The following is a 22,162-nucleotide window of genomic DNA, read 5'->3' on the forward strand; positions in this document are numbered from 1 at the left end:
TAGCTTCTAGCTTGCATCGCATCTGCCCAACACCAGCTACTGGGCATCACCGATGAGGACAAAAGAAGACCAGAAGAAAGGATGACTATTAATCTGGCTTAGCTTAGCTTGCCGCAATGCTTCACCCTTGCTCATCCCCTGTTTCAGGTTCTGGTAAAACTGTACCATAATTTCCTGAGTCGTTTTATCCTCAATGCTCCAAAGATTGGCAATGACGGCTTTAGCCCCTGCACGCTCAAATAAGTAAGCAAGCCCGGTAATTGGTTCTGCACCGTCACCAATCAATAGTTTCCCTTTGGAATCAGTATTTAGAGCAGTTTGGCAGGCACTGAGGGCGATCGAATCAGTGTTGCTCAATCCCAGCAGGGCTGCATCAGCAATGTTGAGTTTTTTGTCAGCAAACAGGAGGATATTCTCTTCCAACCCTAATTTAGGGCAGCCCCCTCGCTGGAAACAGCCATGTGTTGCTAGGTGCAGCAGAGGAAAGCGAGGAGCCTGAGTTTTGAATGTGGCGAGTGTAGCTTTGTTGCCAATTATAGCTTCACTTCCCGGCATAATTTGAGTAATGCTCTTAACCTCAATTTCAGATCCTGGCAGTACCAGTGGATCTTTAGGAATCGGGTTGCCAAGAGCTAGAACCTTCTTGGCAGATGTTAGGTTTTTTGTCCGAGTTGCTTGGAGAGAATGGGTAGAGAGGCGAGTGAGATAGCTAACGGGGTATTCCTGAATCAGGTATTTGTCGGTTTTGCTGTTGTAGAGGGCTTCAAAGGGGATGTAGCGGAAAGTTCCAGTGGCGATGATGCTAAGTTGTTTGGGGTTGGTTGCCTGAATTTCACCTTCAACTGGACGAATCAGCAGATCGTAGAGCTTTTCCAAGTTGTCAAGGTATTTATCATTAAAGCGATTGGTTAGTTGAGCATGGGTTTGGGTGAGTAAGTTATCAAGTTCGGCGGGATTAACAGGTACAAGCTTTACTGTCAGCTTGTCTTTGGTCAAAATAAAGAGAGCGATTGTATTTGGGACATTTTTAATGTTGGTCAGTAGGACAGGATGAATGACTGTTGTACCTGCTGGGATACTAGCTCTGAGTTGAGCAATGTCAGTGGGAGTAGTTTCAAACAGTTCTGCCACTTCCGGAAAGCGGCGAGAGATGGCTTCTGCTTGCTGGTTAACTTTGGCTTCTCGCTCCCGCATTTGTTGAGAGAGTGTATCAGAAAATTTCTCCTGTAAGCGCTGACGCAGAAATTGCAGTTGCTGATAAAGCTGGTTCCACTCATCAATAGCTCGTTGAGCATCGGGGTTAGCGACTTTGGCATTAAGCAGGCGGGCATAATCAATCAAGTCAGCAGTTGTAGCGAGGTTAGCCCATTCATAGGCTGAATCTGCTTTATTTTGCCTAATGAGGAGATCCACGAGGGAGATGGAAGTTCCGAGTTTTTGCTGCAAAAATTCTGAGCGATCGTTTTTGGCTACTCCTTTACGAATTTCCAGAGTTATCCTGACAGCTTGTTCGTAATTTGTAGCTGCTTTAGTCAATTGCCCAATCTTGCTGTAAATTGAACCGATATTACTTAGAATTGTAGCTTCGTCGGCTCGCTTGCCCATCGCTCGTGTAATGAGTAAGGCTTGGTTGAAAATCTCTAAAGCTTTCTGGGACTGCCCAATTTCGCTGTAGACCGCACCGATATTACTCAGAGTAACAGCTTCCCCAGCACTGTCCCCCACCGCTCGTCTAATGGGCAAGGCTTGGTTGTGAAACTCTAAAGCTTTTTGGGGCTGCCCAATGTTACTGTAGACCAGACCGATATTACTTAAAGTTGTAGCTTCAACATCACGGTCGCTCACTGCTCGTGTAATGAGCAAGGCTTGGTTGTAAAACTCCAATGCTTTTTGGGGCTGCCCAATGTCCTTGTAGACCCCACCGATATTATTCAGAAATCCAGCTTCAAAGGCGCGGTAGCCCGCAGATTGTATAAACGGCAGGGCTTGGTTGTAAAACTCCAATGCTTTTTGGGGCTGCCCAATGTCCTTGTAGACCCCACCGATATTATTTAGAGTAGTTGCTTCCCCAGCACGGTTGCCCACTGCTCGAAATATAGACAGGGCTTGGTTGTAAAACTCCAATGCTTTTTGCGACTGCTCAATGTCCTTGTAGACCCCACCGATAGCAATCAGAGTTATAGCTTCCTCGGCAGGATCGCCTACCGCTCGTGTAATTGGCAGGGATTGGTTGTAAAACTCCAATGCTTTCTGGCGCTGCCCAATTTTGCTGTAGACCTCAGCGATATTATTTAAAGTATTGGCTTCAAGAGCGCGATCGCCCACAGATCGGTTGATGAGCAGAGCTTGGTTGTAAAACTCCAATGCTTTCTGAGACTGCCCAATTTTGCTGTAGACCTCAGCGATATTATTTAAAGTAGTGGCTTCAAGAGCGCGATCGCCCACAGATCGATTAATAACTAGAGCTTGATTGAAAAACGCCAATGCTTTCGGAGGCTGCCCAATTTTGCTGTAGACCTCAGCGATATTATTTAAAGTATTGGCTTCAAGAGTGCGATCGCCCACAGATCGGCTGATGAGCAGGGCTTGGTTGTAAAACTCCAATGCTTTCTGGGGCTGCTCAATGATGCCAAAGATTAAACCTATTCTAAGTAGAGCATTTGCCTCCAGCCTTCGGTCTTTAAGTTGTTGTGCAATTGCTAAAACTTGCTTTAACGTTTCTATTGCCTGCTGTGGTTGTCCTTCCCGCCCTTGTTTCAGCGCTTGGTTGAGAAGTTTTAGCGCCTCTTCACTTTGGGGATTCTGAGTTTGTCCCCACACTGGTTGATTAGTTGACTGCATAACAACTGGAGCCAAACCAATTCCCACTGCCAACAAAACTTTAAGAATGCGTTGCATGGATATTTAATGTTTGATACTATTAGAATCACAGTAATATGTGGGTAGATAGCACCAGCAGCTTCCAATCTAAGGGTCAGTTGGCGTTACTTTGATAGTCATCTTTCCGGCAGTTTGAAATTGAATTTCATCCGCTACATATAAACTCTTAACAGCCACTCCCTGAATACCACGGAGATCCCTCGGATTCATGAGTGTTGCCAGGTCTACGCTTGCTTGTCCCCGACTAGGGTTGAGAAACCGAAACGCATTGAGTGGAATATTCTTCCAAGTGCTTTGCTGAGCCTGTGAGTTATCCTCTCCTCGGATGACCCGCCTACCATCGCTGGTATAAACTAGACCATCTCGCTTGAAGGTTACTTGCTTAATCTGGGCAATCTGAAGTGAGCGAGAAACACTACTGCGGGATATCTGAATTATTTGCTTGTTCGGGTCAAACGCTGTCACCTGTCCCGTCATAGAACTCCCATTCTTAAGTACCACATCTGCAGTAGTGGGTAGCGCCAAGGGTATCGGCGCGTTAACTGCTGCCTTTTGGGTTTGGGCTATTTGAGTAGTCCCGATCGCTACCCGTACATTTTCTACCGTCCCAGCGACAGCAAGTACTATGGGAAAAATCAGTGTTTTGAAAAATACTTTCATACATTTAAATAATACTAGCAAGATAGGAGTAACGCAATCAAGTAGCTTATCCTTGGATATACTTAAAGCTATCAGAATAGAATCACAAAAAGTTCCTCATGTTCCGGTAGCTCTAGAAAGAAGTTTGCTTAAAAGTGCGCTTGCAACTCCTTAAGCTACGCTCCACTTCGAGCAATTATAGGGACACTACCACATAACTGAGGATGAAAACTTACACCTAGCCGATGCTTATTATGTCCATTGCTGGTGGGTAATTGCCATCCTGAGGGTAAGCCTTATCGGTGTGGCGTAGGCAGCATGGGGACTTCTAGACTGTGTGCAACAAGCGATTGAGCATTGCCCTCTTGGGTAAACCAGATACTATAGCGCTTTTCAATTGGGTGCAATACATAAAAAAGTTTGGAACCGCAGATGCACGCGGACGAACGCAGATAAATTTGTACTTCATTCAAGTGAGAATCGCTATAGTTTGAACCACACATTTAGTAACTTTTGTCACTAGTCATGTCCCCAGCATCTCAAAATTCCTCCAATGTCAATCTTCTTAGCAGTTTCGCTAGTCTGCTCGGCGTGTTAGGTATTTTTCTTTACTTTATAGGTTGGATATATCGCTGGGCTTACTTTGGCTTCTTTGAAGTAGAAATTACTACTCTAAACTTACCAGTAGAATCATTTCTACTAGTACCAATTCAAGTTATTTTGGGTAACTTGTGGATATTTATTCGGACAATTATAGTTATAATTATAACAGTATTTTTGATTCAATTCACTCTTTGGTTGATTCGCTCACCGAATGCAAGCATTCTACCTAGCACGTCAAAATCATCCATCAGCAAATTTACGCAAAAACTGCACGGTTTTTGGCTCCTCAAGTCGCTACGTTCCTTTGCCCAGCTTTTTCCCCTGCCCTTCCGTCATGAAATCGTTATTATATCCTGGATTTTGGTTGCTCTGTTTTGGTTAGCGCGTTGGCAGGGTACTGCTGATGCTTACCGGGATGCAGTCAATAACACCTCTACAAGACCTATTGTTACCCTAGTTAGCCCTAGCGATAAAATGGCTTTGGGACGCAATCCTGATGACTTGTTGACCAATCCCCCCCTGAAGAATTCCCGCATTATCGGGGATGTGGATCGGTTCAAGCAGATTTTCGGACGGGAAACAAACGATATAACCAATCCAGAGCAACCTATTGTTTGGCGGTTGCTGATTGAGAACAACAACTGGGTATATCTCTTCCCAGCAATGCCACCAGGAGCAAAGGATAATCAGCGTCCTCCAGTATTGGTAATTAATACAGGTGATGGTAAGGTGCAGTTACTGATTCTCAGCCGTCCCAAAATACGTTAGAGCTAGCTTAAACAAAGTCGCAACCGCAGGAATTGCATGGCATCACCCAATACTAAGCAAGGTCTATCTGTACCAATGCTCTAGAAGAATAAAATTTAAACTTGAGCCGCAGCAACAGTTGGCGGATTTACCTTCAATCGCTTAAGCATAGCCTCCCTTGCCTGCGAAGCCAAGGTATCATCTAGGGGTGACAGTGTAATGGGCTGTTGATACTTCAACCGTAAGGCAGTTTGAATCAGCCAATCAGCAACAAAGGGATTTTTTGGTAACAAAGGTCCGTGGGAATAAGTTGCGATCGCATTTTGATAAAAAGCCCCTTCTGTTCCATCTTCACCATTATTACCCAATCCATACACCACCCGTCCGAGTGCTTCTACCTTACCAAGTTTGGTGCGTCCGCCGTGATTTTCAAAACCAATCAAATACGGCTTGAAACCTGTCATCTCTTCCAAATCCCGTGCTAAACGAGTAGCACTGACTTCTATAACCAAGTTACCAATACAGCGCCGGACATTTTCCCCTGGATGCACGGACACCATATCTAATATGCCCAAACCTTCAATCCGTTGTCCAAACCCAGGTTCATAGTAATGTCCCAACAATTGGGGAGAACCACAAGTAAACACTCCTGGAGTCCCATTTTCTATCTTCTCCCGCATAGCTTCTGCTTTTGCGCCTTGTAAATCGCGCATAACAATTTCCTGTTGACGATCTTGTGCGCCACCACCCACAATGACATCAACCGAACGGATATCATCTGCTGTGGAATTTTGATCTAGAGGTAATACGCGAACGCTATATCCTCGCCACTGACTCCGCCGTTCTATACAAATAACATTACCGCGATCGCCGTAAGTACTCATCAGTTTTGGATACAGCCAACCAATTATTAATTCATATTGTTGATAATTCATAAAATCCCTTAAATAAGTCACTGGTCACTGGTTACTGCTCACTGGTCACTGGTTCATAGTATTTTCCTACCAGTAAGAACTTCTCGCACTTCTAGCATGGCAGAATAAGTAGGGAGGATGTGTAATGTTTCATTATTTGGAGTGTGTTCCAATGCAGTTGCGATCGCTTGCCGTAAATCTTCTTCTACAATCAGTTTAAAGCGACTTTCAGGTATTTTTTCGCTGTAGCGCAAGCGTAATGCCATGTCATAAACGCGATCGCCACTAACAACTAAAGTCCCTCCTCTCTCTACTAATTTCTCTGTATCGACATCCCAAATCCACGAGACATCGGTACCATCTGGTATTCGGTCATTTAATACAAACAAAGTTGTTTTGTCAGTGCTTTGAGTCACGACCCGAATTGTTTCGTTTGTTCCTACAGGATTTTTTGATAGTAGAATTCGGACTCGCTTGCCATTAATTTCCAACTCTTCAGCCCGACCAAAAGCAGCTTGAAAGTTATCAATTGTATTGCAAATAGTTACTTCATCTACACCCAATTCAAGAGCAGCAGTAGCAGCAGCTAATGTATTGTATTTGTTGTACAAACCCACAAGGATTTGCGACCATTCACTGCTATTAAGTTTCGGTTGACTTCTTTGAAAGCCACATTTGGGACAAAGAAAATCTCCTAAATGAGACAAATAAACTCCTTGGTAGTTGAGAGAATGCCCGCAACTAGGACAAAATATCGAATCGACGGCGTGCGGGATTTCCTCTAGATAATTCTCCGGTTCATTCAAACCAAAGAATAACACTTTTTGGGGTAATTGCTGACCGAGGAGCGATAGTGTGGGATCGTCAGCATTGGGAATAACGACTGTTTCTAGTGGTAAGGTAGAAATCACTTTTGTCCAGCGTTTGCTAATGACATCGACTTCTCCATATCTATCCAATTGATCGCGAAATAGGTTTAAGCAAAGAACGATCCGAGGCTGAATCGGAGCTAACACCTTCGGGATGATATTCTCATCTACTTCCAATATTGCGTAATCAACATCTAATATACCTACTAGGTTGGTAGTTGCCAACATGGCAGTCATCAAACCATTTTCTAAGTTAGCACCTGTGGAGTTGTGAGCAACCCGATATCCCTTGCGTTCTAATATTGTGCGTAGAAGCAGCGATGTCGTTGTTTTGCCATTTGTTCCAGCTATGAGGATTACCCCATTTTTGACTTGCTTGCTCAGTAATTGCAACAGACGCGGTTCGATGCGACGAGCGATGGAACCAGGTAAGACACTTGCTGCACCTAGTCGCAGCGATCGCACTAGAAAAGTTACACTTTTTGCGACTGAGACAGCCAAACCCAGTCGCAATCTATCTATCAGTTGAATTTTGTTTCCCACATCAGTACCCTAATTTGTTGGCAGTTAATAACTTATAACCCATGAAGGGAGTACGGGGTAGGGGGTAGGGACAAGAAAGAATAACCTTTCCCAATACCCAATCCCCAATACCCAATCCCTAATCCCCAATCCCCAATCCCCAAAAGGCGCTATCCTAAAACTTGGTGGCAGGTGTCATTATAATTCCACCCTGGTTTGCGATATTCAGCACAAACTCAGGAAAAACAAACATTACAAGGTTCTTTTAGATGAATGGCATCAAGTGGCAATTTTTATACAATCTTATTCCAGACTGGCGGCGGGTTTTGTCAGTATTACTACTCCTTTCCTGCTTGTTCTTTCTTCATCCACAATCGGCAGTTGCAGGTCTAAAAGATGACAGATACGATGGCAATATTTTTGTGGTTTATGCTGGTAACGGCTCATTAGTTCCCCCCAAAGCCACACTCTCCCAAGCTTTATCTGAGCATAAACCCGCCCTGCTATTCTTCTACGTAGAAGACAGCAGTGATTGCAAGCAATATGCCTTGATTGTTTCAAGAGTACAGGAATTTTACGGTCGGGTAACAGAGATTATCCCTGTTAATGTGGACGCCTTACCACTTAAAGAAACCTACAGCCCTACGGAAGCTGGTTATTACTATTCTGGGTCTGTTCCCCAAGTCGCGGTCTTCAATCGCTCCGGTCAAGTCGTTCTTAACAAAAAAGGTCAAGTCCCCTATGAGGAAATAGACGATAAGTTTAGAGGTGTGTTTGATTTGTTACCACGTTCTGAATCAGTGGAATTAAAGAGACGCTCCTTCAACGAGTTGAACAGCGAGCTAACAACTCAGTAACATTTGGGGCAGGCAAAATTGTCTGCCCTATGGTTTAGTAATATTAAATACATCTAAAAGATATAAATTCAGCGATAATATATAAAATGATTGCAAAATGATGAATGCTGAATGATGGAACCTTCAATTCATAATTCATAATTCATAATTCATAATTTATTATGTCAAAGGTTTACACCACAGAAGATCTCATCCAAATTTTGCGTTCCGAACGCCAAGCTTGTCTAGAAGGAAAACGTCTCAAGTTAGCAGTCACCGTCTCCGGTAATCCTGTTATAGACCAATTTATTAAAACCGACGGATTGCAAAAGTTTACTGCTTATCAAGATTTCAAAGCTGCTATTCACGAATATCAAACAGAACATCAAGTTTCGGGGATTGTGTGGCGTGAGATAACTATTCGAGAAAAGACCTTACGCTATCCAGAAGTCGATGCACAGCTTATAGCTTTACCCAATGACATAGAAATTCTAAAAGCTGCGAAGAATTCCGTATTAGAGTTCTGGAGAAACGTCTCTTCAGGCTTAGATTTCTACTTAAGCATTAATAATAGTAAAGAGTACAGACAAATAACAATCTCTGATGTTGATAGAATGACTCAAAGAACAGAATGGGCAAGTCTGTGGAAGTGGGAAAATCCTAACTTTTTAGAAATAGTTTTACAACTGGGATGGGGTAAGCCAGAAGAAGCTTCTTATAAGCGAGGATTCCCTACTTCAGGAAGCGAGTACGTTCATGCAGTCAATCCGGGAAACCTTCCCATTGGTTAATATATTACAGATGCAGAGTGTGTGTTTTACTAATAGAATCCCTCATTGAAGAGCAAAAACTTCACTTAATAATTGCTTTTAACAATGTACTCTATTTGTAACAGAGATTTCAACTGTATAGAATAGAGGCTTGAAGGTACGTGAAGTTATCAAGCGGCTTGAAGCTGATGGATGGTATCATAACAGAACTAAGGGGAGTCATCGGCAATTTAAACATCCCGACAAGCTTGGTACTGTTACAGTATCGGGTAAGTTGAATGTTGACGTACCAATTGGTACGCTAAAAAATATATGGAGACAAGCTCAATTAGACGAACGCTGATGCATTACCTAGTAGTGATTGAAAAAGGAGAAACAAGCTACGGTGCTTATATACCAGACTTACCAGGCTGTGTAGCTGTAGGTGAAACCGTAGAGGAAGTTAAAGCGCTGATTGCTGAGGCTATTGAATTTCACATAGAAGGTATGCTTGAAGATGGGGAAACTATTCCTAAACCTACAAGCATCGCTCATGAAGTTGAGGTTTTGGTCAAGACGGCGTAACTACTTGCAATTCATTAACGATCATGATTTACAAATTCAGCGTCTTTAACTTTATTCAGCTTCTACTTTGAAGGGATCGCACCCCCATACTACGCGATGCAACTTATGCCCTTGCTGTACAACGAAAGATTCAACGGCTATACGTTTACCAAATTTGACGGAACAAAAATTACAGTTTAAAACATTTTGGGCGGCTAGATCCCCGACTTCTTAGAGAAGTCGGGGATCTAAGCGAGCGGACTAATCTAACTCCTCTAAATTAATGAGATTGCAATTGACACAATATTAATCCAAACCACTGATTTTTGTCAGTCCACACTTTTTGCGGTACTAAACCTTTTGCTTTCAATTCGTGTTGAATGGTATTGAGGTCGAATTTGCGAGAAATTTCCGTGAGAATGGTTTCGTCTTTGTCAAAAGAAACTGTGAGGTTTAAAGCTTGTAATTCGACGGTTTGCGATCGCAAACTGCGTAAATGCATTTCAATCTGATTTTCCTTTTCATTGTAAAAAGCGTAATGTTCAAATTGGGTTGTGTCAAAACTTCCTTGATATAGCCGATTGAGATGTTCCAGCATATTGAGGTTAAATGCTGCGGTGACTCCTTGGCTGTCGTTATAAGCAGCTTCTAACAAATGTTTTGGCTTTTGCAAATCTATACCAAGTAGGAAATATTCTCCTGGTTGTAATGCATTAATGATTTGACAAAAGAACTCATCGCATTCTTGAGAATTTAAATTACCCAACGTGCTACCAATAAAACAAATCGTTCTAGTAGGTAGTTTGGTGGGTTCAAGCTGTACCAGAGCCACTTCATAGGTTCCGGCGAGTGCTTGAATCGTTAGCGTGGGGTACTCTGTGAGAAGTTGGAGGGCAGTGCTTTCCAACATTCCAGCGCTGACATCAATTGGAACGTAGTGCAAAGGATAACCAGCTTGATGGTAGGCATTCAGTAGAATACGGGTTTTGGTGGAACTGCCACTGCCAAGTTCTACCAATTCACACGAACCAGTTGTTTGAGCAATTTCACGGGAGTACTCTTGTAAAATTGCTGTTTCTGTTCGCGTTACGTAATATTCTGGTAATTCACAAATTTGCTCAAATAGCTCAGAGCCACGGTCATCATAGAAGTAACGAGGGGGTAAGGATTTAGTTGTTTGAGTTAATCCCTTAACGACATCACTTCCTGCACTAGAAGTTATAACCAAAGTTGGTTCCTGCAAGCGCTTTATTTGCAAGCGTTCTTCATAACTGTTTTGGGAAGTCTCTTTGCTGCCGATAGCCTGAGATATAGACATTTATCCTCCGTTGACTTGGCGGTTAGGACTCTTAACTTGAATTCTCGTCAAGAGTAGGTCTTAACAAAAATTTAAGCAGAAATCCTGCCTTTTCTGTTTGATGGTAGGATGAAGAAATTACCAATTGCTTGAACACAAGGATGGATTTTTGGAAAAAAATCCTTAATTTATTTGCGTGCTTTCCCCTACTTCCTATTCTCCACTAAGAGTGCTGCCATTATTGCACTTACCCAAGCTAATCCGGCACATATTATCATAACCAATCGGAAAGTATCAACGAAAGCAAGTTTGACGGCTGTTTCCACAGCATTTACAGTTTCCGGCGCAACCCCAACAATCGGTGCTATTTGACCGAGTTGTCTGGCTTGGGACTGTAGTAGAAGTCGTGCAGCATTAGATAAATGAAGACAGGTTGTATGCTCTTGTAACGACAGCGAATAGGTAGAGAGTGCCAACGAACCAACAATTGCGATCGCTAGCACCCCAGCCGTCCGCGAGACTGCATTATTAATTCCCGATGCAGTTCCAGCATACTCTGTTCCCACTGAATCCATCACAGCAGCAGTCAACGGTGCGACTGTAATTGCCATACCTAACCCAAAGACGACAATGCCTGGAAAAAATGTCGTCCAATATTCGGAAGCACCGCTTGTCAAACCGACAAAAGCCATCAACAGAAACCCCAGCCCAGTAAGAAAGGGACCTATAATTAGTGGTATGCGAGGACCGTAACGATCTGCCAACTGACCAGCCAATGGAGACAACCCACTTAATAGGAGTGCAAAGGGCATATCAGCCAATCCAGCTATTGACTGGCTGTAACCTTGTGCTTGTACTAAGTTGAGACACAAGAAGAAAGTACCGACACTCAATGCTCCGTAGAGAAATAAAGTTAACAGGTTAGTGCCGCTAAAGGTGCGTGACTTAAAAAGGTACAGAGGCATCATTGGATGGGCAGAACGAGCTTCGACTAAGACATAAGCTAGTAGTGCGATCGCACCTCCACTTAATGTTCCATAAATCCGGGGGTCATGAATGCCAAAATCGTGTAAAGAGATAAAACCGTATGTCAAACCTGCCAATCCCAGAGTTGCAAGAATTGCACCCAGGTAGTCTATTTTTACAGAAGCTTGTTCGTTCCGACTTTCTGGAACTTTCCAGTAGAGGATGAATAACGTCGCGATTCCTATAGGTATATTTATAAGGAAAACTCCACGCCAAAATCCGGCATCTGATAGCAAGCCCCCCAGTACCGGACCGACAACTGTCACAATTGTAGTTGCTGCCGACCAAGTTCCGATCGCTCCACCACGATGTTCTGGCTCGAAATAAGCAGTAATGATAGCTAGACTCCCCGGAATCATCATTGCACCCCCAATACCTTGGAAGATGCGTGCTACAATTAAAGATTTAGTAGTTGGGGCGAAACCACAAGCCAGTGAAGCCAGTATAAACAGGCAAATGCCAATTGCAAACACCTTTTTTCGCCCTAGTTTATCGCCAAGGGAACCGCCAACTAAAATGAGGGCGGCGAGCATAAGTAGGTAGGCGTTAACAATCCACAGCAGTTCCACACCAGTGGCTCCAAGATTGCTCTGTAAAGCAGGGAGAGCGACGTTCAACGCGGAGGCGTCGATAAAAGCCATGCTTGAGGCAAGAATTGTTGATAGTAGCACCCAATGCCCAACTTTATTTTGCTCGGAACTTGGTGCATTTTCCTGCTGAATTAGCTTTACTTCGACCATGATTGCTTGTCTTTTTGTAGCGCAGATTGCAGAAATTTTAACCTGTGGGATGTCTGAAGAGCAAAATCCCATAGCGATCGCATTTCCTATTATATTCTTCTTCTGCTCTCTATCTTCCTAGGGATATCCAAGAAATAAATTATCCATCTTGTGGTACGGGCGAGGACGCCCGTACCACAAGAGAAAGTTGGTTATTTTTTTCTTTGGAAATCCCCTACATCCCAAAGCCTAAGCTGGGCAATGCCACACCTTTGATGTTGGTGGGCATTGCCCACCCTACTGCATCTTTTTCACCAGGACTTACGCAAAGCCCCCCTTAAAAAGGGGGGCTAGGGGTCTCCTCTGGGGTTGGGGGGAAATGAGGGGATCTGCAAAGCGTGAAATCCTTAAAATACCGTTGAGGTTGCGTAAGTCCTGTTCACCCTCAGTGAAGAAATTTTTTCGTCGTGACTGTCTCCTTTCTCCTTACACCTCAACACAACGAAATCCTGCAAGAATTTGACGCACGTGAGGATAATACCAGTTACGAAAACTACAGCGTAATGCCCAAGGACGTGTTGCCCAACTACCACCTTTTAAAACGCGATGCTTTTGGTCAAAATAAACTTGGGAATATCCTATGTATGGATAGCTTTGAAAACCAGGGTAACTATCGAACCAAGTCGATGTCCATTCCCAAACATTACCTAGAGTATCGTACAAACCATATGCACTTTGTCCATCAGGAAAAGCATCTACGGGAGTTGTTCCTTTGTTGAAACTGTTATGATTGCAAAGTTGTCTCATGGGTTCTCGATTTCCCCAAGAGTATAAAAAACTACAATTCAATTGAGGATTCCAACTAGCTGCCTTTTCCCACTCCGCCTCTGTAGGTAATCGTTTCCCTACAAACCGCGAGTAAGCTTCTGCTTCGTACCAACTAACACCACAAACTGGGTGATTTTCTTGAGTGCGATAAGCCGGGTACGGCTTGCGCCAAGGGCGATGCTGCAAAGCAGCCGCTTCGCGAACGCTACACCAGTAAAGGGGTTGCGTAACTTGCTCTGTCTGTAGCCATTTCCAACCCGCTTTCGACCACCATTGCGGATTGTGATAACCTCCTGCCTCCATAAATACTCTATACTGCCCGCAAGTGACAGGATAGCGATCGATCCAATATGTATCCAAATAAACTCGATGTGCCGAACGTTCATTATCTAGCGCATCCACTGAGTTGTTTCCCATCTCAAACTCGCCTGCAGGAATCTTGATTGGGGAACTCGGGGTCCCCTCTGGGGATAAGGGGTAATGGCGATTGGGGAACTCGGGGTTCCCTCTGGGGATAAGGGGTAATGGCGATTGGGGAACTCGGGGTTCCCTCTGGGGATAAGGGGTAATGGCGATTAGTTTTCCTCTCTCCCCCTTGTCCCCAGTCCCTTGTCCCCAGTCCCTTTTCAAGATTTCCAACAAGAAGGTAGCAATTTCACAATGTTGACTTTCGTGCTGAAGAATGAAGCGCCAAAGACGATCTTGCTTCTCTAAATTGGCTAGTTCCAAATAATGTAGAACTTTGCTTCTAATAGTATCTAAATAATCAAGAGTTTCTTCTAAACCAGGTAATTTCACTCGCTCTGTTTTTGGTAAGCCATCAGCTGCAAATAACTTCCGGTACTGTGGAAATAAACACGGATAACCTGCCGTGCGTTCTAATATCCACAAGGACTCAGTATACGCAATATGCCCTAAATGCCACCCAACAGGGCTAAACTCTGCATGGGCTTGCTGACAAAAGCTAACTTCATCAATATCTTCAAATAGGGTGAGGGTTTTAGAGCGACATTGATGATACGCGATACAAATTGTTTCTTTTAAATTAAATTGGCTCAATTCTGATATCACAATTTTCTCCGACACTGAGGATGCTATTTTCTTCAAAAGGAATCCAGTTACCAGTAAATAGCGGTTCAGATGCAACAATTGTAGAATTGGGAAAAGTTGGATCGTTACACAACCAGTAAAGAGATGGTGCGGGTGGTTTTGTCGCAAAGCGAGAAGCAATTATACGTTTTCCATTACTGATAACGATATTGGCAAAGACATAGGTTGGATGACTTTGTGCTAACTCTGTGAGTTCTAGCAATGTTCCGTGTAAAGCTTGTTCTAAACTTTTACCTGGATTAGCTAACCATTGGTTGAGCACTAACGCAAAAATATGTTCTGAATCTGTAGTTCCATTAATCCATTTGTAAACTTCATCACTTAAGCGATCGCGTATGGGTTTGTAGAGAGTTTGCCGGAAGTTATCAATTCGACCGTTATGAATGAATAATAGATTCTGATACTGAAATGGCTGAGAGTTACTAAAATCTAATGCTTGACCGGGAGTCGCACTACGAATGTAAGCGATCGCGCATCCCGATTCTACATAGCGGCTAAGGCTTGGTAGATTAATATCATTCCAGATGGGTATTGTATTTTTGTAGAAGAATGGTTCTGTCTCTTGACGAGAATGATACCATCCAACACCAAAACCGTCAGCATTAACTACGCCAGAGAGCATTTCGCGTGGTTTATAGCTTTGAACAATAAGTGAATGGTCGGGTTGATATAATAGAGGCTCAAGAGAAGTGGGGGAACCAAGATAAGCAAGTAATCGGCACATAAACGGGGAATTCGTTCTTCACAATTTAAAAACTAAGTTGATTTGCTGAGAATTTCCTGAATTTGCAATAAATTTACAGTGCTGTTTGCTCTTTAGGCTGGCTCTCCTTGCATAACAAAGTACACTTCTGAAAAACCTTAATATAAATTCAAATTATATCAAATTTGTACTCATGAAACGGAAATTGCTCAAAATGCTTATTAAATTTAAGAATTAATCTAATTCTTGTGGAACGGGCGTCTCGCCCGTCCTTCATATGCAAAATTTAATCAGAACAGCTAGTAATCGCGCCAACTATGTTGATTGGCGGGCGAGGACGCCCGCACCACAACAAAATGGGTTAGTACCAATACGGGTTAGCACCACAAGATGGATTAACACCACAGTATGGGTTAATTTGTTGCTTGGAAATCCCTTAAGCAGCCTCAAGTAAAACTACTTCTTGTTCTTCTCGTACCGTTGTTTCCGCAACAGTGTTACCACTAGTTAAATCAAACTCATACCATTCGCCGCGCCAGTTCAAGCGGAACTTAAGGCGAGTCCAACCTTGGGGAAGATTGGGACAAGCAACAGGACCAAATTGAGTCATGCGGACTCCTCCAAACCCAAAGACAACTGCTTGCCAAACTCCACCTGCACTTGCAGCATGAATTCCTTCAGCAGCGTTACGCCGCACATCTTCTAAATCGACTAATGCGGCTCTCATAAAATGGGTATAAGCTTCTGTTGTTTGATTCAAGTCGCAAGCCAGAATGGAGTGAATTGCAGGACCAAGGGAAGAACCGTAGGCATGATCGGTACGGGGGCTATAGTAGTTCCAGTTGGTTTGTAAGGTTTTTTGGTCGTAGCAATCGCGCAACAAATACATGAGCATCAAGACATCTGGCTGCTTGAGAATTTGCTTTTGACTTGTGGCTTCAATTCCCAAAAGACCCTGCATTGATTTTGTTCGAGGTTCGTAGTCAGCTAAGTTGACATCTTCCAATTGGAAGAATCTCTCAAATTGTTCTATTAAACCAGTATGCGGCTCTTGGTTAACATAGAGTCTGTTGGCAATCCACGCCCATTTGTCAAACCTTTCTGCTTCCAAATTCAGTTTTGTTTTCAATTGTGCTGATTTGTCAGGGTAAGCTTGGCACATCCAATCCCACAAAGCCAAAGCCGATTGAAAATGCCACTGTACCATTAAGTTGGTAAAGGCGTTATTATCTACGCGATCGTGATTTTCATCAGGTCCAATGACATCGCGGATATCATAACAATTGCGCTCTGGATTCCACTCAACTCGACTTTCCCAAAACTTCGCTGTATCTAAAATAATTTCAGCACCGCGATCGCTCATCCATTCATCATCGCCTGTATGCACCCAGTAGTGCCAAACAGCATAAGCTACGTCAGTACTGATATGCACTTCAATATCGCCGCACCAAATACGGATGGACTCTCCGTTTAAGCCAGGTACCCAACGAGGAGTGACTTCATCACCAGTTGCAGCACTTTCCCAAGCATACATTGCACCGTCATATCCAGCTTCTTTTGCCTTGCGTCTTGCTCCTTCAAGAGTGTGGTGGCGATATGTTAGCAAGTTCTTTGCCAGTGCGGGTTGAGTTAAAGTCATGAAGGGAAGTATGAAAATATCTGTGTCCCAAAAAATATGCCCGCTATAAGGAAAACCAGACAGTGTTTTTGGAGGAATGCTAACGCGATCGTCATGACGAGGTGCGACAGCAAGTAATTGGAAGAGGTTATGGCGAACGGCAATTTGAGCTTTGATATCGCCTTCAATAATAACATCGCTGTCTTGCCACACTTTTTCCCAAGCTGCAATGTGAGCGGCTAACAAAGTGCTGTAACTAGGTACTTGTGCCAATCTATTTAAGGCAGTAACAATAGGAGTTTCTGTTTCCCGTGATGTGAAGACGGTGATAATTTTTTCTACTGTTACCGTTTGTTTTGGCGAACAGTGGAAGGATACGGAAGTGTGGGGGAGTGAGGGAGTGAGAGAACTTACCCCCTTGTCTTCAAAATCTCTTTCTACTAAAAGCTTAGCGGCAATACCAAGCTGCATTTCAGATTGTAGGGTTCGACTGTGCAGCCAAATCGTATTGTCTTGACTTCCTCTATCGAGGGTTTTCCAGTGTTTGACACCTTGGTTGTGGGGATTAGGGTCAAATTCAATTTCTACAGAAACTTCTCCCTCGAAGTCTTGCAATGTAATCTGACATCTGATGGCTAAAATGTGTCGATCTGCAAGACTGGCAAATCTTTCAAAGTACAAATCTATAGTGTGTCCTTTGGGGGAACGCCACCGCACTTCACGACTAACCAATCCCAAACGCATATCTAGCCGCCGCTCGTAATATATAATTTCACCAGTATCGAGTCGGAAGCGTTCTCCTTCCACATTCACAACTAGGGTTAACCAGTTCGGACAGTTCACAAGTTCTGTAGTGGCGATCGCAACCTCATCATAAATACCATGAATGAGTGTTGCGCTTAGTTCGTTGGGATATCCTTCTTCAAAAGTACCCCGCGTTCCCAAGTATCCATTACCTGTGGTGAAGACTGTTTCTTTATGGTGCAGTTGGGCTGGGTTGAACTCAGTTTCAATAACGTTCCAACCATTGGAGTCAATGAGCTGTTGCTCGTCGAGGCTAGTTTGATTTGAGAGGTATACCATTACTTAATAAGACCTATAGTGCTATCGTTGGCAATCTGAAATAAAAGTTCTGGGTGTCAAATAGCAATTCATTACAGACAGTTCATTTTATGTGACTGCTGTTATAGTTACTGAGTGTGACACCTCTAAAAAAATATGGTTCCCACTTTCAGTACTTAATAGTAAAGATATTATGAAATTTTTAGATGAGGAATTTTAAATAGAGAAATACAAGTTTATTAGAAATACATATTCTTAATTAATTTTTTACAAAATTTTGTCAACCAATCGCGCTTTGTATGCACTTGTCAAAAGCTTTTCAGCATTTATTCTTAAAATGACAACTATTTTTACTCTCAATATAAAAAAATCACTGAAGTCTCTTAAATTTCAAAAGTAGCGCATTGGGCATTGGAAAAGAATTATTTTCCCAATCTCGTTACGATCTATTGCTCGTGGGTATCTGTCTTGAAAATAGTAGGTAGGGCTTTGCCGCAGTTTGCTGTTGGTGTGCATTGCCCAGCCTACTACCGTAGGTAATCTTTTGGCGAGAAGGCAGTATCTAGAAAATAGAGAGTAAGAAATTTTCATCCCGATTGCGAACAAGACAAAGTAGGGTGGGCAGTGCCCACCAAAGTGCGAATGTGCGGCATAGCCCTACCTACTTGTTTAAGTAATCTTCTTGCGGGAAGGGAGACGCTCTCAATTTTTCAATTTTTTAAACTCCCCAGGCAGGATTCGAACCTGCGACCAATCGGTTAACAGCCGATCGCTCTACCACTGAGCTACTGAGGAACGTCAGTCACAATTACTTATGGTAAAGTAGAAAAATGAAAATGGCAAGTACTTTTGGAAAGTTTTTCTAAAATTCTTTTGAATGTACGCTTGCGTATAGCTCTTACAGATGTCGCGTAGCGTGTGCTTTGCACATAGCGTACTGGAGATTATTGCGCTTTCATCCCCGCCCTTTAGTTATCTCTTATGAACTTATTAATAAAAACCACAACAACAGCGTAGCTGATATTAAGTTTTATCACTACGCTGTTTTCACATTTTCCCACTATGTAGTGTAAAATTACAATGTATTCTAAAAGAGATGTCATTGTAAGGACGAAAGTCCAAAAATGTATTCTCCCAGACTCTTTGAGGACTGTGTGAATAGTGTTGGATGACGATTATTTGCCGATTGAGCCAATCCAAAAGCATTTACATTACCTTGACAGTGTAGGGCGGAGCCCAAACACAATTCAATCTTAGCACCCTCAAGCTTTTCTTTGAAATTGGAAATATTAATTTATGGTTTGATGTTCCTGATGTATCCACAGCTTACTTGTACAAACAGTCATCTTTAAGAAGTAGAATTGAAAAACTGCGTGACCAGCAGAAGCAACGACCATTATCTAAACAACCTCCACCAGCATCAGATAATTCTAAATCTGCTTCCTTATAATTTATTGCTCTTGAGACGATCGCGAGATCTCAAGATTTTGTCAAACCCATTCGCAATTCAGCTAGGCGTTGACGTGCTTTATCATCTATATAGTTCGCTAAGAATCTTTTGTGAGACTGTTTTCGGGAGTGGTACTTCTGCCGCGCTCGACAAACGCTAGCTTCTACCTCATAACACAACTGCTGTGCTGACAGCCATTCTGCCCCGTATCCCAGGATCGTTAACTGCTGTGCTCTGTCTGATGTGGCGACAATCACGCGAGATATAATAGATTGAGCCACTTGATGTCTTAAAGATGCACAGAGTTTTTCTATATAGGTATCCGCAGTTTGCCCAAAATCAGTATAATAAACTGATAGGAGTTCGGTAATCGTTTCTCTGTTGCTACAACTGTTTTGATATTGAGCATCAAAGACGATTTGGGTATCGTAGCCTTGAAACGCACTGTAACTGGTCAAAGCTTCTATGAGCTCCCAGCGTGCGGATTCTAAACCTGCTTTATCGCGGGTTTTTCTTAAACAAGGCCAAGCGCCTATTATATTGTAGCCGTCTACTAACAAGACGGCTTGGGGTGAGGAACGCGGCATGATTTTTATTCACAGTCTTCAAAAGTTAACCAAATTCATTCATTAACTTTTATAGTACTTCAATCATGCCTTGTAACATAATGTTACAAATACAAAAAAATGCAGCAGTTACCTCAAGTTGGCTCTGGCAGGCTATTACAAAGTATTAAGGGGATGGATAATTAGGAATAGGGCATTGGGGAGCCAGTGCTAGCTTGTGGTTACCACCAGTTGTTCGCGTAGCGTCTCCGTAAGGAAATAGCACAAAGCGCGTCATTGGGCATTGTCCTACAGTTAAGGGGAAAACCAAGATTAACTAGATTTGCATAGATTGAAAGCTTACTGCTCAACCGCTTTCTTCATGTAATTCCATTAAACGTTGCTTTAAGCGTTCGGGTTCGCCTCGGTCTACCAAAGAACCTTGCTCTAATAAAAAAGCACCATCACAGTAATTCAACTCTTCTAGACGATGAGTTACCCAAAGAGCTGTAATTCCTCGACCTTTTACTAGACGGCGGACACCATCTACTAATTCTAATTGGCTATCGGGATCGAGTAAAGCAGTGGGTTCATCCAATAAAAGGACTTCACAACGACGAGCTAAAGCACCTGCGATCGCAATTCGCTGTTTTTGTCCTCCACTTAAAGCATAAATAGGGCGCTTTTGCAACGAGAGCAAATTTACAGCCTCTAAAGCTTCTTCAACCCTTGCCTTGAGAGCAGGTAAAGGCAGCTTTTCCTCCACTAACCCAAAAGCAACATCAGCACCGACTGTCGGCATAACCAGTTGGTGGTCTGGATTTTGGAAAACAAAACCGACAGGGTGCGAAAGTTTTACTTCTCCTGACTGAGGAATTAATGTCCCTGCTAAGAGCCTGAGTAAAGTGGACTTACCACTGCCATTGGTACCCAAGAGCATCCAAAATTCTCCCCTAGGCACTTCAAGGGAACAACCTTTTATAATGTCGTTTCCCGATGACCAGCTAAAATTTAAGTCTTTGATCTCAATGCCAAGTTCTGTCATTTTGGGGATTGGGGATTGAGGATTGGGGATTGGGGATTGGGGATTGGGGCATGAACTCCCTATCCCCTTAGTCACTGGTCACTGGTCACTGGTCACTGGTCACTGGTCACTGGTAAGAGCAAAGAAACCAGGCGGTCTGCCAGTTCCGGCTGCTGAGCCATCTTTCTGAATCACCTGTACTCCTGAAATTTCACTGGCTCTGACTGCAATTTTCTTTTCTGTTTTCCCCTCACTTTGCAATTCCACGATATCGGGGCTATTCGATCGCATGGCTGTCAAAATGAGTTGATACAGTGCTTCAGCTTCTTCTGCTGACTTACGTTCCACTGATATGGGGAAGGCTGTGTTTTTTACTGTTAAGTCAATGGTATACATCTATATACTCGTCAAATTTCAGGCTCAGGTCTCATTTTAGCGTTAGCCAAGCAGGTATGGGGAAAGTGCGAATTAAGGGGTATATGAGGAACTGACCAAATCATACATTTTCATTAAGAAGTTAAATATTTTTGAAAATATAGTGGAAAAATTTGCGATTTATACATAGAATCTAAATTAGAGTCAGTTAAAAATTGTAAACTTAACTGACAAACCTGTTAAAGTTCTGCTTACGGACAGCGCTTAGTCGTTCTGTTTGTAGGTAGGGACAGGAAACCTGTAATTATAAAAGTTTGGAGATTTGTTGCAATGACCATTGCAGTTGGACGCGCCCCCAGTACAAGAGGGTGGTTTGACGTACTAGACGACTGGTTGAAGCGCGACCGTTTCGTATTCGTAGGTTGGTCGGGGATATTACTGTTTCCCTGTGCTTTCCTAGCCCTCGGCGGTTGGCTGACTGGTACAACATTCGTAACAAGCTGGTACACACACGGCTTGGCGTCCTCCTACTTGGAAGGATGTAACTTCTTGACAGTAGCAGTATCCACACCAGCAGACAGCATGGGACATTCCTTGTTGCTGCTATGGGGACCAGAAGCACAAGGAGATTTCACCCGTTGGTTCCAATTAGGCGGGTTGTGGCCGTTCGTAGCACTGCACGGAGCCTTCGGTCTGATTGGATTCATGCTCAGACAGTTTGAAATCGCCAGACTCGTAGGCATCAGACCATACAATGCGATCGCGTTTTCCGCACCGATAGCAGTGTTCGTGAGCGTGTTCTTGATGTACCCATTGGGACAATCATCCTGGTTCTTCGCACCTAGCTTTGGAGTGGCAGCAATCTTCCGTTTCTTGCTGTTCTTGCAAGGGTTCCACAACTGGACACTCAACCCCTTCCACATGATGGGAGTGGCTGGGGTACTCGGTGGAGCATTGCTGTGCGCGATCCATGGCGCAACAGTAGAAAACACACTGTTTGAAGACGGAGATGGCTCGAACACATTCCGTGCGTTCAACCCCACCCAAGCAGAAGAAACCTACTCCATGGTGACAGCAAACCG

19 protein-coding genes and 1 tRNA gene are annotated in these 22,162 nt (G+C 43.3%); 7 read left to right on the forward strand and 13 right to left on the reverse strand.

Annotated elements, in window-relative coordinates; all coding sequences use genetic code 11:
* Nucleotides 1–36 precede the first annotated feature (36 nt).
* Both ACKTT2_RS19770 and ACKTT2_RS19775 read right to left on the reverse strand, forming a co-directional pair.
* Complete coding sequence (locus tag ACKTT2_RS19770; RefSeq protein WP_407890022.1) at nt 37–2,898, reverse strand: CHAT domain-containing protein; 2,862 nt, start codon at nt 2,896–2,898, stop codon at nt 37–39.
* A gap of 69 nt (nt 2,899–2,967) precedes the next feature.
* Nucleotides 2,968–3,540: a hypothetical protein gene (locus tag ACKTT2_RS19775; RefSeq protein WP_407890024.1), complete on the reverse strand. Its 573-nt coding sequence runs from the start codon at nt 3,538–3,540 to the stop codon at nt 2,968–2,970.
* 504 nt (nt 3,541–4,044) lie between these two features.
* Here ACKTT2_RS19775 and ACKTT2_RS19780 point away from each other — a divergent pair.
* Complete coding sequence (locus ACKTT2_RS19780; protein WP_407890026.1) at nt 4,045–4,890, forward strand: hypothetical protein; 846 nt, start codon at nt 4,045–4,047, stop codon at nt 4,888–4,890.
* 95 nt (nt 4,891–4,985) lie between these two features.
* Here the strand turns inward: ACKTT2_RS19780 and ACKTT2_RS19785 are convergent, their stop codons facing one another.
* Nucleotides 4,986–5,804 carry a type 1 glutamine amidotransferase gene (locus ACKTT2_RS19785; RefSeq protein ID WP_407890059.1) on the reverse strand — a complete coding sequence of 273 codons (819 nt, stop codon included), beginning with the start codon at nt 5,802–5,804 and terminating at the stop codon, nt 4,986–4,988.
* A 53-nt stretch (nt 5,805–5,857) separates the two neighbouring features.
* A complete protein-coding gene (locus ACKTT2_RS19790; protein ID WP_407890028.1) occupies nt 5,858–7,195 on the reverse strand; it encodes a MurT ligase domain-containing protein in 1,338 nt (445 codons plus the stop codon).
* Nucleotides 7,196–7,443: 248 nt separating this feature from the next.
* Here ACKTT2_RS19790 and ACKTT2_RS19795 point away from each other — a divergent pair, with 248 nt between their 5' ends.
* The 4 genes from ACKTT2_RS19795 (at nt 7,444) to ACKTT2_RS19810 (ending at nt 9,344) form a co-directional block, all read left to right on the forward strand.
* A complete protein-coding gene (locus ACKTT2_RS19795; RefSeq protein WP_407890030.1) occupies nt 7,444–8,031 on the forward strand; it encodes a thylakoid membrane photosystem I accumulation factor in 588 nt (195 codons plus the stop codon).
* A gap of 161 nt (nt 8,032–8,192) precedes the next feature.
* Complete coding sequence (locus tag ACKTT2_RS19800; protein WP_407890032.1) at nt 8,193–8,801, forward strand: hypothetical protein; 609 nt, start codon at nt 8,193–8,195, stop codon at nt 8,799–8,801.
* 130 nt (nt 8,802–8,931) lie between these two features.
* Nucleotides 8,932–9,123, forward strand: coding sequence for a type II toxin-antitoxin system HicA family toxin (locus tag ACKTT2_RS19805; protein WP_407890034.1), 192 nt, complete (start codon nt 8,932–8,934; stop codon nt 9,121–9,123).
* On the forward strand, nt 9,123–9,344 hold the full coding sequence (locus tag ACKTT2_RS19810) for a type II toxin-antitoxin system HicB family antitoxin (protein ID WP_407890036.1): 222 nt from the start codon (nt 9,123–9,125) through the stop codon (nt 9,342–9,344). Before ACKTT2_RS19805 ends, ACKTT2_RS19810 begins: the two co-directional genes overlap by 1 nt.
* 259 nt (nt 9,345–9,603) lie before the next feature.
* Here ACKTT2_RS19810 and egtD read toward each other — a convergent pair whose 3' ends face one another.
* Both egtD and ACKTT2_RS19820 read right to left on the reverse strand, forming a co-directional pair.
* On the reverse strand, nt 9,604–10,641 hold the full coding sequence (egtD, locus tag ACKTT2_RS19815; protein ID WP_407890038.1) for an L-histidine N(alpha)-methyltransferase: 1,038 nt from the start codon (nt 10,639–10,641) through the stop codon (nt 9,604–9,606).
* Between the two features lie 185 nt (nt 10,642–10,826).
* Complete coding sequence (locus ACKTT2_RS19820; protein WP_407890040.1) at nt 10,827–12,386, reverse strand: MFS transporter; 1,560 nt, start codon at nt 12,384–12,386, stop codon at nt 10,827–10,829.
* Between ACKTT2_RS19820 and ACKTT2_RS19825 the strand changes: the two genes are divergently transcribed.
* A complete protein-coding gene (locus ACKTT2_RS19825) occupies nt 12,385–12,507 on the forward strand; it encodes a hypothetical protein (protein WP_407890043.1) in 123 nt (40 codons plus the stop codon). The genes ACKTT2_RS19820 and ACKTT2_RS19825 overlap by 2 nt on opposite strands.
* A gap of 344 nt (nt 12,508–12,851) precedes the next feature.
* On the opposite strand, the gene egtB is transcribed toward ACKTT2_RS19825, so the two are convergent.
* The 7 genes from egtB to ACKTT2_RS19860 all read right to left on the reverse strand — a co-directional run bounded on the left by egtB (nt 12,852) and on the right by ACKTT2_RS19860 (nt 21,101).
* Nucleotides 12,852–14,264, reverse strand: a complete 1,413-nt coding sequence (gene egtB, locus ACKTT2_RS19830; RefSeq protein ID WP_407890045.1) for an ergothioneine biosynthesis protein EgtB — start codon at nt 14,262–14,264, stop codon at nt 12,852–12,854.
* The gene (gene egtC, locus ACKTT2_RS19835; protein ID WP_407890047.1) at nt 14,239–15,027 is read right to left on the reverse strand and encodes an ergothioneine biosynthesis protein EgtC; all 789 of its coding nucleotides are present in this window, start codon (nt 15,025–15,027) and stop codon (nt 14,239–14,241) included. Before egtC ends, egtB begins: the two co-directional genes overlap by 26 nt.
* A 415-nt stretch (nt 15,028–15,442) precedes the next feature.
* Nucleotides 15,443–17,707 carry a glycoside hydrolase family 65 protein gene (locus tag ACKTT2_RS19840; protein WP_407890049.1) on the reverse strand — a complete coding sequence of 755 codons (2,265 nt, stop codon included), beginning with the start codon at nt 17,705–17,707 and terminating at the stop codon, nt 15,443–15,445.
* 702 nt (nt 17,708–18,409) lie between these two features.
* Nucleotides 18,410–18,481: transfer RNA gene (locus tag ACKTT2_RS19845), tRNA-Asn, on the reverse strand.
* A gap of 684 nt (nt 18,482–19,165) precedes the next feature.
* The gene (locus ACKTT2_RS19850; protein WP_407890051.1) at nt 19,166–19,723 is read right to left on the reverse strand and encodes an NYN domain-containing protein; all 558 of its coding nucleotides are present in this window, start codon (nt 19,721–19,723) and stop codon (nt 19,166–19,168) included.
* A 325-nt stretch (nt 19,724–20,048) separates the two neighbouring features.
* Nucleotides 20,049–20,726, reverse strand: coding sequence for an energy-coupling factor ABC transporter ATP-binding protein (locus ACKTT2_RS19855; RefSeq protein WP_407890061.1), 678 nt, complete (start codon nt 20,724–20,726; stop codon nt 20,049–20,051).
* Nucleotides 20,727–20,825: 99 nt separating this feature from the next.
* On the reverse strand, nt 20,826–21,101 hold the full coding sequence (locus ACKTT2_RS19860; RefSeq protein WP_407890053.1) for a UPF0367 protein family: 276 nt from the start codon (nt 21,099–21,101) through the stop codon (nt 20,826–20,828).
* A 309-nt stretch (nt 21,102–21,410) separates the two neighbouring features.
* Here ACKTT2_RS19860 and ACKTT2_RS19865 point away from each other — a divergent pair.
* On the forward strand, nt 21,411–22,162 hold a 752-nt coding region (locus ACKTT2_RS19865; RefSeq protein WP_407887691.1), incomplete at its 3' end, for a photosynthetic reaction center family protein.

Source organism: Scytonema hankhaensis NUACC26 (assembly GCF_045865695.1).
In the GTDB taxonomy this organism is placed as follows: domain Bacteria; phylum Cyanobacteriota; class Cyanobacteriia; order Cyanobacteriales; family Nostocaceae; genus Scytonema.